Below are 13,597 nucleotides of genomic sequence, written 5' to 3' on the forward strand. Positions count from 1 at the left end.
GATGATGGGCGGGTTTTTTTGCGGATGTTGAAATGCTTTGTTTCGTTTTTGGGCTTAACAACGTAACAGTGTTATGTTACAATGTACCCATCAAAGGAGCTGGACTTATGGAAGAACAATTAATCTCTAAAAAAGAATTACTTGAAAGAACATCGATTTCATACGGTCAGCTGTATCGATGGAAGCGGAAAAACTTAATACCTGAGGAATGGTTTATTCGTAAATCCACATTTACAGGGCAAGAGACGTTTTTTCCGAGAGAGGAGATTTTAAAACGTATATCAATGATTCAAAAGATGAAAGAAAATTTGTCTTTGGATGAAATGAGGGAAATGCTGTCGCCGAAAATGAAGGATGTCAGCATGACCGCTGATGAATTGCTTCATAAAGGTTTGGTTTCAAGGCCTGCTCTTGAAGCCTATTCAGAAGACGGAGGAAGTCCGGTTTTTTCATCCAGCGATTTGCTTTCGCTATATGTGCTTGAGGGACTGCTGCAGTCTGGAAATGTCAGCCTTGCAGAAGCAAAAATGGCTGCAGAGGTATTAAAGAAGCATGATAATGAAGAGATTGAAAAACAGACGGAGCTGATTGTGCTCCGCAAGCTCGGTGTCACAACTTGTTTTATAGCGGCTGCGGCGGACAGCATTTTGTTTGAATCATCCGTAAAGGTTGTGGAACGGGTAGATTTATTAAAAGCTTCAGAGGAATTAAAAACAACATTTATGCAGGAGGGCCATCGATGGATGTAGTGGAAAAGCTGGTGATAAACGGATCAGGAAGTTCAAAGGGAGGAACATTTCAATCTGTTGAGATTAATGGCAGCGGGACAGTGGCCGGGGACGTGGAGTGTGACACTTTTTCTTTTAATGGAAACGGAAAAGCTGACGGCAGCGTCAAAGCGAAAGCGGTAACCATCAGCGGTTCAGGAAAGATACATGGAGACGTTGAAGCAGAATCTATCCGGATGAATGGCACTTGTTTTATTCAAGGAGAGGTATCTGCAAAACAATTGAAAATCGCTGGATCATCAACATTTGGCGGCACTGTCAAGGCTGATGGCATTGACATTAGCGGAAAAGCTGTCATGGAAGCAGATTGTGAAACAGAAACCTTTCAATCAGAAGGGAAATGCAAAATCAGCGGGCTTTTAAATGCAGACCAGGTGATCATTAAGCTTTCTGCAGGGGAAAGCTATGCGCGGGAGATCGGCTGCCGCCATCTTCAAGTGACCTGCAGAAAAGGAATGCTGACATTGCTCAGATTGATGCCGCAGCCTGTTCTAACAGCAGAGCTGATCGAAGGTGACGTGATTGAATTGACAAATACAAAGGCGAAAACCGTGCGCGGAAATAAAGTGATCATCGGCCCGGATTGCCAGATTGAAACCGTCGAATACAGCGGGGACTATACCTGTGATCCAAGCGCATCGGTTGAAACATCCACAAAGTTGTAAGGAGGATCGTAATGGAGACAACAAAACTGGGAAATTTAAAATTATATGGCGCTGGGCATGCCGCAGGAGGCGCGTATCACAATGTCAGCATCAAAGGAGAAGGTGTAGTTGGAGAAGGGTTGTCTGCTGTAGGCTGCCGCATATACGGAACGGGCCTTTTTCTCGGAAAAGCAGAGACTGAGCGGCTGCGTGTGCTCGGAGAAAGTGAATGTAAAGGCGATCTGACAGCCGGCAAAATCAATATATATGGGATAATGAAAGTCAGCGGCTCACTTCAATTTGATCGATTCAATCTGAAAGGCCAGACTGAAATTGGCGGGAATATGACTGGAGAATCCTGCGATGTGAAAGGGAAGCTTAGCGTAAAAGGTGATTGTGAAACAGAAATGTTCCATGTCACAGGCTGTGTTGATGTATCGGGGTTATTAAATTCGGGTGAGATCAAGCTGGGATTGAGCCATGATATAAGCCATGTGCAGGAAATCGGCGGAACAACAATTACAGTGAAAAGACGCGCGAGTTTTTTTAATCGGAAGAAAGTGAAGCTGATCGCCGATGTCATAGAAGGCGATCGGGTTTATTTGGAGAATACCGAAGCGGCAGTCGTCAGGGGAAAAGAAGTGATCATCGGGCCGGGATGCAGTATCGGAACAATTGAGTACGAAAACAAATATGAATGCGATCCGCATTCACAGATTAAAGAAAAAACAAAACTGTAAAACATTGTTCTGTTATACAAAAAGGGTGCTCTTTCAGGAGCACCCTTTTTTATTCTTTTCCAGGCTTGCTTTCGTATCCTGCGGTAAAAATTGATACTAAAAAAGTGACAATGACACCCATCATGATGATTGTTTTCACCGTCTCTCCCCCTCTTCAATTTTTCCGTGCTGTCCGAGTCTGGATGATTCTGTATTTTTCTTTATTATGAACGGTCGCAGTCTGCCTTGTCAACGATGTATAAGTATCTTTATTTTTAAGAAACCAAAGCATGTATCACGAGATGGCGGCATAGATTGTATCAAAGTACCTTATTTGCATAGTGTATCAAACATGATAGAGGAGGTCCTTATGGATATATTAAAGAAAATTGAACAGTACAGAGAGGAAGAGCAGCGGCTGAAATGGGAAGGAACTTTCGCCGATTATTTGGAGATTATTAAAGAAAATCCGATGGTCGCGCAATCTGCTCATTCTCGAGTTTTTAATATGATAAAAGACAGCGGGATAGAGGAGATTGACGGGCGCAAGAAGTACAGTTTTTTTGACCGCGAGCTGTTCGGGCTTGAAGAATCTCTGGAGCGTCTTGTGGAAGAGTATTTTCATCCGGCTGCCAAACGTCTAGATGTCAGAAAGCGGATTCTATTGCTGATGGGGCCTGTGAGCGGCGGTAAATCCACGCTGGTCACAATGCTTAAAAAAGGTCTCGAAGCGTACACGCTGACAGATAATGGCGCTGTATATGCGATTAAAGGCTGCCCGATGCACGAGGACCCTCTACATTTAATCCCCCATCATTTACGCGATGACTTTTACAGGGAATACGGCATTAGAATAGAAGGAAGTCTTTCTCCTTTAAATGTCATGAGGCTGGAGGAAGAGTACGGAGGAAGAATTGAGGATGTGAAGGTGGAGCGTATCTTCTTTTCAGAAGATAAGCGTACGGGAATTGGAACATTCAGTCCCTCTGATCCGAAATCTCAGGATATTGCCGATTTGACGGGGAGTATTGATTTCTCAACAATCGCCGAGTACGGTTCAGAATCAGATCCGCGTGCTTATCGGTTTGACGGAGAGCTGAATAAAGCGAACCGCGGGATGATGGAGTTTCAGGAGATGCTGAAATGTGATGAGAAATTTCTCTGGCATTTGCTTTCCTTGACACAGGAAGGGAATTTTAAAGCTGGGCGGTTTGCGTTAATTTCTGCTGATGAGCTGATCGTGGCTCACACGAATGAAACGGAGTATCGCTCATTTATTTCTAATAAGAAGAATGAAGCCCTGCACTCAAGAATCATCGTGATGCCGGTTCCTTATAATTTAAAAGTGTCTGAGGAAGAGAGAATTTATGAAAAAATGATTGCAGAAAGCGATGTGGCGGATGTTCATATTGCCCCGCATACGTTGAAGGTCGCCGCGATGTTCTCAATCCTTACCCGGTTAAAAGAGCCGAAGCGGTCGGATATTGATCTGGTCAAGAAAATGAGACTGTATGATGGGGAAAGTGTGGAAGGATATAACTCTGTCGACGTTGAGGATATGAAAAAAGAATATAATGATGAAGGCATGAGCGGAATTGATCCGCGGTACGTGATCAACCGGATTTCTTCAACGATTATCAGAAAAAATATGGAATCGATTAATTCTCTCGATGTCCTTCGCTCCTTAAAAGAAGGTCTTGATCAGCACCCATCAATTTCAAGCGAGGACAGGGAGCGGTATTTGAATTTTATTTCTGCCGCCCGCAAGGAATATGACGATATTGCGAAAAAGGAAGTTCAAAAAGCGTTTGTTTATTCATATGAAGAATCAGCAAAAACACTTATGGACAATTACCTCGATAACGTAGAGGCCTATTGCAATAAAAACAAGCTTCGTGATCCTTTGACAGGAGAGGAAATGAACCCTGACGAAAAGCTGATGAGATCCATCGAAGAGCAGATCGGCATTTCGGAAAACGCCAAAAAAGCGTTCCGCGAAGAAATTTTAATCCGCATCTCGGCCTATGCGAGAAAAGGCAAGCGGTTTGATTACAATTCCCATGAAAGACTGCGTGAAGCTATTCAGAAAAAGCTGTTTGCTGATCTGAAGGATGTCGTTAAAATTACGACCTCAACAAAAACGCCGGATGAGCAGCAGCTGAAAAAGGTAAATGAAGTCGTGGCCCGTTTAATTGATGAGCACGGCTACAACTCGACGAGCGCCAATGAGCTGCTGAAATATGTCGGCAGCCTGCTGAACCGATAAGCAACGTGACCCGTCCGAATAGGGCGGGTTATTTTGTCCCATTTTCTAAATAGTTTGTCAATTAAACGTGCATATGTGCATATGATGAATATAAATCTTTTCAAAAGACTTGTTTCATAATCTGGCACAAGCCGGAATACGTATGTATCACGACCACAAATGGTTAAGGAGGGGAATTCATGTCCCAAAATGACAGCGGCCATTTTTTGATTTCTGAGGAAAACTGGTCCCTCCATCGCAAAGGCTTCGATGACCAGCAGCGCCACCAGAAAAAAGTGCAGGAAGCGATCAAAAACAATCTTCCGGACCTCGTAACTGAGGAAAGCATTATTATGTCTAATGGAAAAGATGTAGTGAAGATCCCAATCCGTTCACTTGATGAGTATAAAATCCGTTATAACTATGATAAAAATAAACATGTAGGGCAAGGAGACGGCGAGAGCCAGGTTGGAGATGTTGTGGCCCGGGATGGATCAGACAAAAAACAAGGGCCTGGAAAAGGGCAGGGTGCCGGTGATCAGGCAGGCGAGGATTATTATGAAGCGGAAGTTTCATTAATGGATTTAGAAGAAGCGCTTTTTAAAGAATTAGAGCTTCCGAATCTCCAGCAAAAAGAGCGGGACAATATCATTCATACAGATATCGAGTTTAATGATATCCGTAAAACAGGGTTAACCGGTAATATTGATAAGAAAAGAACGATGATGTCAGCCTTTAAACGAAACGCAATGTCAGGAAAACCGTCGTTCTACCCAATTTATCCGGAGGACCTGAAATATAAGACGTGGAATGACATCACAAAGCCCGAATCAAAAGCCGTCGTTTTAGCCATGATGGATACAAGCGGCAGTATGGGGGTTTGGGAAAAATACATGGCCAGAAGCTTCTTTTTCTGGATGACCCGTTTTTTGCGGACAAAATACGAGACTGTGGAAATTGAATTTATTGCCCATCATACAGAAGCAAGAGTGGTCTCGGAGGAGGATTTTTTCTCAAAGGGAGAAAGCGGCGGTACCATTTGTTCTTCCGTATATCGGAAGTCGCTTGAGCTTATTGATGAAAAGTACAATCCCGCCCGCTATAACATTTACCCGTTTCATTTTTCTGACGGTGACAACCTGACATCTGATAACGCGCGCTGTGTGAAGCTGGTCAATGATATTATGAAGAAGGCCAATCTGTTTTGCTACGGCGAGGTCAATCAGTACAACAGGCATTCAACGTTAATGTCTGCATATAAAAATGTAAAAGATGAGAAATTTAAGTACTATATTTTAAAACAGAAATCTGATGTTTTTCAGGCTCTAAAGAACTTTTTCAGAAATGAAGAGTCTGGTGTAAGCCATCAATTTTCGTAATGAAAAGCCCATTTCAGGGCTTTTTTTTATTTAATAAAAGCAAGAAAACGCTTGCGAAAAAAATACGGGAGAAAAAGAAATTTTTCCTTTGACAAATCTTCTTTCATTTATTAATATTTTATCTTGTGAACTATTATTGAGGAATGAGGTGAAAAGGAGTTGACTGAATCAGAACGTGCTTTGCTCACTTTTGAACAGCTCTTCGATACGTCTCGGGCGATATATAAAAAACAGAAGAAGATATTGGAGATTGTGCTTGAGCCTTTTGATATTACAGTCCTTCAATATTTGCTGATGTTTAAAATTCATCAAAGCGGAAGCACCCCGCTAAGCAAGCTGGCAATGTCGCTTGATCTTAAGCCTGCTTCTGTGACGCGGATGACAGATATTCTGTATAAGCGCCAATTGATGAATCGATATGACAGTCCGGATGACCGCCGTATCGTCATGATTCAGTTAACCGAAGAGGGGGAAGAACTGATAGAAAAAGCCGCTGTGCAATATGCAAAAATGGGTGCTGGCTTGTACCAAAAGCTTGATACCTCCCAGCTGCAGTATTTGCGCAAACTAGCCGGAAGTTTAACGAAGCTTGCTGAAGGCTGTTCAGAAAAAAGCGGTAATTAAAAACTTCTCACATATTTTCACCAGCTTTCCGCAAAATGATAGAGGATGAAACGAAAGGAGAAAACAAAATGAACAGAGGACGTTTAATTCTGACCAACATTATCGGTTTGATTGTTGTTCTTGCAATTATAGCTGGAGGTGCTTACTACTATTATCAAAGCACAAATTACGTAAAAACAGATGAAGCAAAAGTAGCGGGCGATATGGCTGCTATTACTGCTCCAGCAGCAGGTAAAGTATCTGACTGGGATCTGGACGAAGGAAAAACAGTGAAAAAAGGCGACACAGTTGCAAAAATCAAAGGCGAACAAACTGTTGACGTAAAATCCATTATGGATGGAACAATTGTGAAAAACGAAGTGAAAAACGGACAAACCGTACAAGCTGGTACAACAATTGCACAAACGATTGACATGGACAACCTATACATCACAGCAAATATTAAAGAAACAGATATTGCGGATATTGAAGTAGGAAATAGTGTAGACGTAGTAGTTGACGGAGACCCTGATACTACATTTGACGGTACTGTAGAAGAAATTGGCTATGCGACTAACTCAACTTTTGATATGCTTCCTTCTACAAATTCAAGCGGAAACTACACAAAAGTAACACAAAAAGTTCCTGTGAAAATTTCAATCAAAAACCCATCTGATAAGGTGCTTCCTGGAATGAATGCATCTGTTAAAATTTCTGAGTAAAACAGATCAGTCATCAAACCATGAAAGGAGGTTGTCTTAGATGGCTACAGGCAAAGAAAAAAATGCAAAAAACCCTATGTCATTGCTGATTGTGCTAATGGCGGGTTTATTTTTGGCAATTCTAAACCAAACACTGCTTAATGTTGCAATGCCGCACTTAATGACTGAATTTGGCGTAAGTGCAACGACGATTCAGTGGCTGACAACAGGTTACATGCTTGTTAACGGTGTATTGATTCCGTTATCTGCTTTCCTGATTACACGATTTGGCCAGCGGAGTCTCTTTCTCGTCGCGATGTTTTGTTTTACGCTCGGTACGTTAGTCTGCGGTATCGCACCTAACTTCTCTACAATGCTGATCGGCCGTTTGATTCAGGCCGTGGGCGGAGGTATCTTGCAGCCGCTCGTTATGACAACCATTCTGTTAATTTTCCCGCCTGAAAGCAGGGGGAAAGGAATGGGGATTTTCGGGCTAGCGATGATGTTTGCTCCAGCGGTCGGCCCGACTCTTTCCGGGTGGATTATTGAGCATTATACATGGCGCATTATGTTTTACGGACTTGTGCCGATCGGCGCAATTGTTATCATTGTGGCTTTCTTCATCTTTAAAAATATGGTGGAGCCGCAAAAAATCAAACTCGATACTCTTGGCGCAATCCTCTCGATTGTCGGATTCGCTTCCTTATTATACGGAGTCAGTGAAGCCGGATCTGACGGCTGGACCGACCCGATTGTATTGTCTACAGTTATTATCGGAGCCATTGCAATTGTTGCTTTTGTGGTTCAGCAATTGCGTCATGATGATCCGATGCTTGATTTCAGAGTGTTTAAATATGACATTTTCTCACTCTCGAGTGTCATTAATATCATTATTACAGTGGCACTTTACACTGGTATGTTCCTTTTACCGATCTATCTGCAAAACCTGGTCGGCTTTACGGCGCTTCAATCCGGCCTGCTTCTGCTTCCGGGTGCGATCGTTATGCTGATTATGTCACCGATCTCAGGTATTTTGTTCGATAAATTCGGACCGAGACCGCTTGCGATTATCGGGCTTCTCGTGACAGTGGTAACAACCTATCAATACACGCAATTGACAATTGATACACCATATACACACATCATGCTGATCTATTCAATTCGTGCATTTGGTATGTCTCTCTTAATGATGCCAGTCATGACAGCCGGGATGAACCAGCTTCCTGCCCGTCTGAACAGCCACGGAACGGCGATGAGCAACACGCTTCGCCAAATCAGCGGATCAATCGGAACAAGTTTAATTACGACGATTTATACAAACCGGACGACATTCCATTATTCACAAATTGCAGATAAAACAAGCACGGCGGACCCGAACTTCCTCCATGCGTTCCAAAATGCAGTTTCGAATTTAATGGTGAATATGAATGTGTCTTATGATACGGCGAAAACATATGTGTACTCACATATTTATAAACACGCGTCACTCGATTCCAATGTCATGGGGATAAATGATGCCTTTATGTGGGCAACCTTATTCTGTGTAGCAGGTTTGATTTTAAGTATCTTCCTGCGTGACGTTAGAAAAGATAAATTGCGTAAGAAGAAAAAAGAGGAGCTTTCATTACTTCCTGCTCCAAAAGAAGCTAAGGAATCTTAATCTGTACAGGGAGGTTTCCTGAATGAAAATTTATGTAGTGTATGATAGTGAAGGCGAACATACTAAAGTGCTTGCAGAAGCGATTGCTGAAGGCGCGAGAGAAAACGACACGGCTGAAGTGTTCATCGACCATGTAGATCAGGCTGATATCCGCAAGCTTAAAGATATGGATGCGATTATTTGGGGATGCCCAGGGCATTTCGGAACAATCAGCTCCGGTCTTAAAACTTGGATCGACAGACTTGGCTACTTGTGGGCTGAAGGCGAGCTGATCAACAAAGTCGGTGCTGTCTTCTGCACAACGGCAACAACACACGGCGGCTTGGAAATGACAATGCACAATTTAATCACGCCGATGTTCCACCAAGGCATGATTGTTGTCGGACTGCCTGGCAACGTGCCTGAAAACGCACTTTATGGCTCTTATTACGGAGCAGGTGTCACTTGTCCGGTAGACAGTGATGAGTTAATGTCTGAGGAAGGTATTCAGCTTGGACGCGCGTTGGGAAGACGTGTCAGCCAAGTCACAGGAAACCTAACAGCAGGACAGTAAGGAGAGGTTGAAATGGCCATTATTATAGCAATAATTGCTGCTGTCATTGTCATTGCGGCCCTTATTACATTTAACGTCCGCAACGCCTCACCTGGACCTGAGAAGCAAGAAGCAACTGATAGAATCGCACCTCCAGAAGAGAAAAAAAACGAAGCGCATTACCCTGCTGAAGCAAGGGCTGCCGAGCATACGCCATCCGTTGTCAAAAACGATTCTCCAAAAGAGAAGCGTGACACAATGGGTGATGATATTTACAGGCAGGCGCTGCAAAAGTTTAAGCATTCTGATGAAGTTCATGCAGAAGAAGAGGTCACTGAGGAAAGTGACAAAATGCAGGACCGCAGCTATCGTGATGCGCTGCTCTCTATGAAAAATAAGAAAAAGTAATGAAAAAGGCAAATCCGTTTACTCATGCGGGTTTGCCTTTTTTGCTGTTTCCATCAATTATGTTTTTATCAAATAAATCCATGGAATATGTTGTATTCCATCTTGATCTAGTGTACTATGTTACTCATACACCGAGGATTTTTTCCGGGAGGTAAAGACATGAATTCTTTTTTAGGTTTATTAAAGAAAGATATCAAGCTTTCAAGAATGTGGCTGCTAGTATGGATATGCGGAATCATTTTCTTATTGGGAACAGGCCATATTATAGCTTCTCGCACGAAAGAACCTCTAGTCATTTTTGGTTTTTTTGTTGCAGTTGCTTTTTTTCTGCTTTTCTTATCTCCTGTTTTTGTGTTTTATCACCTTCGCAAGGAAGGGAAATCACAGCTTTGGCTGTACAATCCAAATGGCGGCTTATGGTTGTTTTCTTCTAAATTGGCAGCATCTTTGCTCTATCAATTTGTGATTCAGTTGGCATTAACAGCCTATGGCATATGGATGTATCATATGCTCTCTGTAAAAAATCTGCTGGAGCATCAAGTTGATATAACGAGTACAGTGGCTTTGCTGAATATGTATGGGCTTATTTCTTCGTTAGATATGTCAGTAACAGTCATTGTGTTTTGGACTGTTTTTCACTCTCTCAGAAATTGGCGCGGAATGCGGTGGGCTGCGATGGTTCTGTTGGTTGCAGTGTGGTTATTCTTCGATGAATACATCATAAGCCCTTTGGTTGAATCTCAAAAGCATTTCTGGCCTGTAACAGTCTATTGCAATTTTGATTTCCACTTCCACAATGTTTGGAGATTGGAATTAAAACCTATCCATCTGTCTGTGCTAGGGTTGCCTATTACTTTAGTCATCACATTCTTGCTGCTTATTATGGCTTCAAAACTGCTTGATCGTAAAGTAGAGGTGTAAATATGGACAATCAATTCCAATCCTCGAAACCGATTTATCTGCAGATCGCTGATCAGATCTTTTATAGGCTGGTCAGGAAGGAGCTGCTCCCAGGAGACAAGCTTCCTTCAGTAAGAGAAATGGCGATTCAAACTAAGGTAAATCCCAATACAATTCAAAGAACTTACAGTGAGATGGAAAGGCTGGGTATTGTGGAGACAAGAAGAGGTCAAGGGACGTTTATTGCGGAAAAAGCAGAAATCGTAGACGAGCTGAAAGACAAGCTGACACGAGAGGTGCTGGAAGGCTTTGTCAAGCAAATGAAAGAGCTGGGGCTAACGAAAGAGGAAATGGTAGAAGGGATTAAAACATTCACAGAGGGAGGCTAAAATGGAAATCAAGCTAGAACATGTATCAAAAAAATATGGCCGCCATACGGCCGTCAATGATGTGTCAATCACCCTATCATCCGGACGGATTTATGGCCTGATCGGACCGAACGGCAGCGGCAAGTCAACGACCCTGAAAATGATGGCTGGCCTTCTGTTTCCGACTTCAGGATTTGTGAAAGTTGATGAAGAGCAGGTTACGAGAGAAATGGTGCGTCAAACGGCTTATCTTACTGAGCTTGATATGTTTTATCCGCATTTCACTGTTAAAGATATGGTGAATTTTTATCAGTCGCAGTTTCCTGATTTTCAAACAGAACAGGCTTATAAGCTATTGAATGAGATGCAGCTGAATCCGGAAAAAAAGATCAAAAAGCTATCAAAAGGAAATCGGGGCCGGCTGAAAATCGTTCTTGCTTTAGCGAGACGGGCAGACGTCATCTTGCTTGATGAACCTTTTTCCGGGCTTGATCCGATGGTCAGGGATTCCATCGTAAACAGCCTTGTGTCGTACATTGATTTTGAGCAGCAGATTGTCGTGATCGCGACACATGAAATTGATGAAATTGAGACTTTGTTAGATGAAGTAATCATCCTCGCCAATGGAGAAAAAGTTGCGCAGCGTGAAGTAGAAGATATTCGTGAACAGGAAGGCATGTCTGTTTTGCAATGGTTTAAATCAAAAATGGAAGTTTGCTAGAAAGAGGAGGAATATGATGAAAACAGTGTTGGAATTGAAAAACGTGACTAAAAACATCAGAGGCCGAACGATCATTGATAATCTCAGTTTTACGATTCGTGAAGGCGAGGTATTCGGTTTTTTGGGACCAAACGGAGCGGGGAAAACGACAACCATCCGGATGATGGTGGGGTTAATGAAGCTGTCGAAAGGTGATGTCCTCATTTGCGGCCAATCAATTACGAAAGAATATGCCAAGGCGATTAAGCATATTGGAGCGATCGTTGAGAATCCCGAGCTGTATAAATTTTTGAGCGGATATAAAAATCTCCAGCAATACGCAAGGATGGTCAAGGGTGTCACGAAGGAAAAAATTGATGAAGTTGTTGAGCTGGTCGGTTTAACAGACAGAATCCACGACAAGGTGAAAACATATTCTCTAGGGATGAGACAGCGTCTTGGCTTGGCACAATGCCTTCTGCACGATCCGAAAGTGCTGATTTTGGATGAACCGACAAACGGCCTTGATCCGGCGGGGATCAGAGAAATCAGAGATCATTTAAAGAAGCTGACCCGAGAAAGAGGAATGGCTGTCATCGTTTCAAGCCACCTGCTGTCAGAAATGGAACTGATGTGTGATCGAATTGCGATTCTGCAAAAAGGAAAGCTGATCGATATTCAAAATGTAAAAGATGAAAACATTGATGAGAATGATACATATTTCTTCCAGGTTGAGCAGCCGAGTGAAGCCGCTACTGTTTTAAATCAGTACGATTTGCTGAGTAAGACAAATGGTGTAGAAATCAAACTGGCTAAAGAGGAAGTCCCTGCGGTTATTGAATTGCTGGTGATGCAGCAAATCCGTATTTATGAGGTCAAGGTCATAACAAAATCATTAGAGGACCGTTTCTTAGAAATGACAGGTGAAACAAAAGAGGAGGTTCAGCATGCTTAATTTGATTTATAATGAGTGGCTCAAAATTTTCAGCCGAGCCGGAACATGGGTGATGATCGGAATTCTGGGGCTGACAATGGTTGGATTTGCATTTTTGGCGAATCATTTTTCTGCTGGTGAATCAAATTCCCATTGGAAACAAGAACTTCAAGCACAAAACGCCGAATTAAAGAAAGAAATCAAAGAAGATCCTTCACTGAAAGATGGGTATAAAGAAACAATCACACTCAACGACTATCGCATCGAGCATAATATCCCTAGTGACACGGGCTATACGGTATGGTCTTATGTAACGGATTCAGCAAACTTTACCATCCTTACCGGTCTGTTTACTATTATCATCGCGGCCGGAATTGTCGCGAACGAATTTAATTGGGGAACGATTAAGCTATTAATGATTCGGCCGCTCAGTCGTTTTCAAATTTTGATGTCCAAATATATTACAGTTCTCCTGTTTGGGCTCCTGTTGCTGTTGATTTTATTTATCGGTTCTACTTTATTAGGGTTGATCTTCTTCGGGACGGGTGGTGAAACCGCCGCGAATATTCATTTAATCTATAAGGATGGCCATGTCATTGAGCAAAACATGATGGGGCATTTGGCCACAACGTATCTTTCTGAATCCGTCTCGGCTTTAATGGTGGCGACGATGGCGTTTATGCTGTCTGCGGTATTCAGAAACAGCTCTCTTGCGGTTGGTTTTTCCATCTTCTTGTTGGTTGCCGGTACGACTGCAACTGCATTTATTGCAGCGAAATTTGACTGGGCAAAGTATATATTGTTTGCTAATGTCGACTTGACTCAGTATGTGGATGGCACACCGTTAATAAAAGGGATGACTATGACGTTTTCTCTCGTCATGCTGGCGATCTACTTTATCATCTTCCTGTTGCTTGCTTTCGGAATCTTCATGAAGCGGGATATTGCAAACTAATAAAAAAAGCTGTTTTGCTTATGCAAAACAGCTTTTTTGTCAAAATAAAAACTGCAGGTTT

At 42.5% G+C, this 13,597-nt stretch carries 16 protein-coding genes; all 16 read left to right on the plus strand.

Annotated features, from left to right (window positions below):
* Nucleotides 1-107: 107 nt before the first annotated feature.
* Nucleotides 108-749, plus strand: a complete 642-nt coding sequence (locus tag NSU05_RS04785) for a YhbD family protein (RefSeq protein WP_033883013.1) — start codon at nt 108-110, stop codon at nt 747-749.
* Complete coding sequence (locus tag NSU05_RS04790) at nt 740-1,453, plus strand: polymer-forming cytoskeletal protein (protein WP_038428661.1); 714 nt, start codon at nt 740-742, stop codon at nt 1,451-1,453. Before NSU05_RS04785 ends, NSU05_RS04790 begins: the two co-directional genes overlap by 10 nt.
* Nucleotides 1,454-1,464: 11 nt before the next feature.
* Nucleotides 1,465-2,172 carry a hypothetical protein gene (locus NSU05_RS04795; RefSeq protein ID WP_003233436.1) on the plus strand — a complete coding sequence of 236 codons (708 nt, stop codon included), beginning with the start codon at nt 1,465-1,467 and terminating at the stop codon, nt 2,170-2,172.
* Nucleotides 2,173-2,521: 349 nt separating this feature from the next.
* Nucleotides 2,522-4,417, plus strand: coding sequence for a serine/threonine protein kinase PrkA (gene prkA, locus NSU05_RS04800; protein WP_003239626.1), 1,896 nt, complete (start codon nt 2,522-2,524; stop codon nt 4,415-4,417).
* A gap of 179 nt (nt 4,418-4,596) precedes the next feature.
* Nucleotides 4,597-5,775 (plus strand): sporulation protein YhbH, encoded by a 1,179-nt coding sequence (yhbH, locus tag NSU05_RS04805; protein ID WP_003233432.1) that lies wholly within the window; start codon nt 4,597-4,599, stop codon nt 5,773-5,775.
* 159 nt (nt 5,776-5,934) lie between these two features.
* On the plus strand, nt 5,935-6,399 hold the full coding sequence (locus NSU05_RS04810) for a MarR family transcriptional regulator (RefSeq protein ID WP_003233431.1): 465 nt from the start codon (nt 5,935-5,937) through the stop codon (nt 6,397-6,399).
* 35 nt (nt 6,400-6,434) lie between these two features.
* On the plus strand, nt 6,435-7,100 hold the full coding sequence (locus NSU05_RS04815) for an HlyD family efflux transporter periplasmic adaptor subunit (protein WP_003233430.1): 666 nt from the start codon (nt 6,435-6,437) through the stop codon (nt 7,098-7,100).
* A 40-nt stretch (nt 7,101-7,140) separates the two neighbouring features.
* Entirely contained in the window at nt 7,141-8,739 is a 1,599-nt protein-coding gene (locus tag NSU05_RS04820) for an MFS transporter (protein WP_003233429.1), read from the plus strand.
* A 22-nt stretch (nt 8,740-8,761) separates the two neighbouring features.
* Nucleotides 8,762-9,292 (plus strand): NAD(P)H-dependent oxidoreductase, encoded by a 531-nt coding sequence (locus NSU05_RS04825; RefSeq protein ID WP_015252498.1) that lies wholly within the window; start codon nt 8,762-8,764, stop codon nt 9,290-9,292.
* Nucleotides 9,293-9,304: 12 nt separating this feature from the next.
* Nucleotides 9,305-9,679, plus strand: coding sequence for a hypothetical protein (locus NSU05_RS04830; RefSeq protein WP_038428662.1), 375 nt, complete (start codon nt 9,305-9,307; stop codon nt 9,677-9,679).
* Nucleotides 9,679-9,834: a hypothetical protein gene (locus NSU05_RS04835; protein ID WP_003233426.1), complete on the plus strand. Its 156-nt coding sequence runs from the start codon at nt 9,679-9,681 to the stop codon at nt 9,832-9,834. Before NSU05_RS04830 ends, NSU05_RS04835 begins: the two co-directional genes overlap by 1 nt.
* 4 nt (nt 9,835-9,838) lie before the next feature.
* Nucleotides 9,839-10,600, plus strand: a complete 762-nt coding sequence (locus NSU05_RS04840; RefSeq protein WP_029726352.1) for a hypothetical protein — start codon at nt 9,839-9,841, stop codon at nt 10,598-10,600.
* Between the two features lie 2 nt (nt 10,601-10,602).
* On the plus strand, nt 10,603-10,968 hold the full coding sequence (locus NSU05_RS04845) for a GntR family transcriptional regulator (RefSeq protein WP_015252495.1): 366 nt from the start codon (nt 10,603-10,605) through the stop codon (nt 10,966-10,968).
* Nucleotide 10,969: 1 nt separating this feature from the next.
* Nucleotides 10,970-11,668 (plus strand): ABC transporter ATP-binding protein, encoded by a 699-nt coding sequence (locus NSU05_RS04850; protein WP_015252494.1) that lies wholly within the window; start codon nt 10,970-10,972, stop codon nt 11,666-11,668.
* Between the two features lie 16 nt (nt 11,669-11,684).
* Nucleotides 11,685-12,602: an ABC transporter ATP-binding protein gene (locus NSU05_RS04855; protein ID WP_032721217.1), complete on the plus strand. Its 918-nt coding sequence runs from the start codon at nt 11,685-11,687 to the stop codon at nt 12,600-12,602.
* Nucleotides 12,595-13,536: an ABC transporter permease gene (locus NSU05_RS04860; protein WP_003233421.1), complete on the plus strand. Its 942-nt coding sequence runs from the start codon at nt 12,595-12,597 to the stop codon at nt 13,534-13,536. The genes NSU05_RS04855 and NSU05_RS04860 overlap by 8 nt, the downstream gene beginning before the upstream one ends.
* The last annotated feature ends 61 nt before the right edge of the window (nt 13,537-13,597 follow it).

Source organism: Bacillus sp. EU52 (assembly GCF_037964975.1).
Classification (GTDB): domain Bacteria; phylum Bacillota; class Bacilli; order Bacillales; family Bacillaceae; genus Bacillus; species Bacillus subtilis.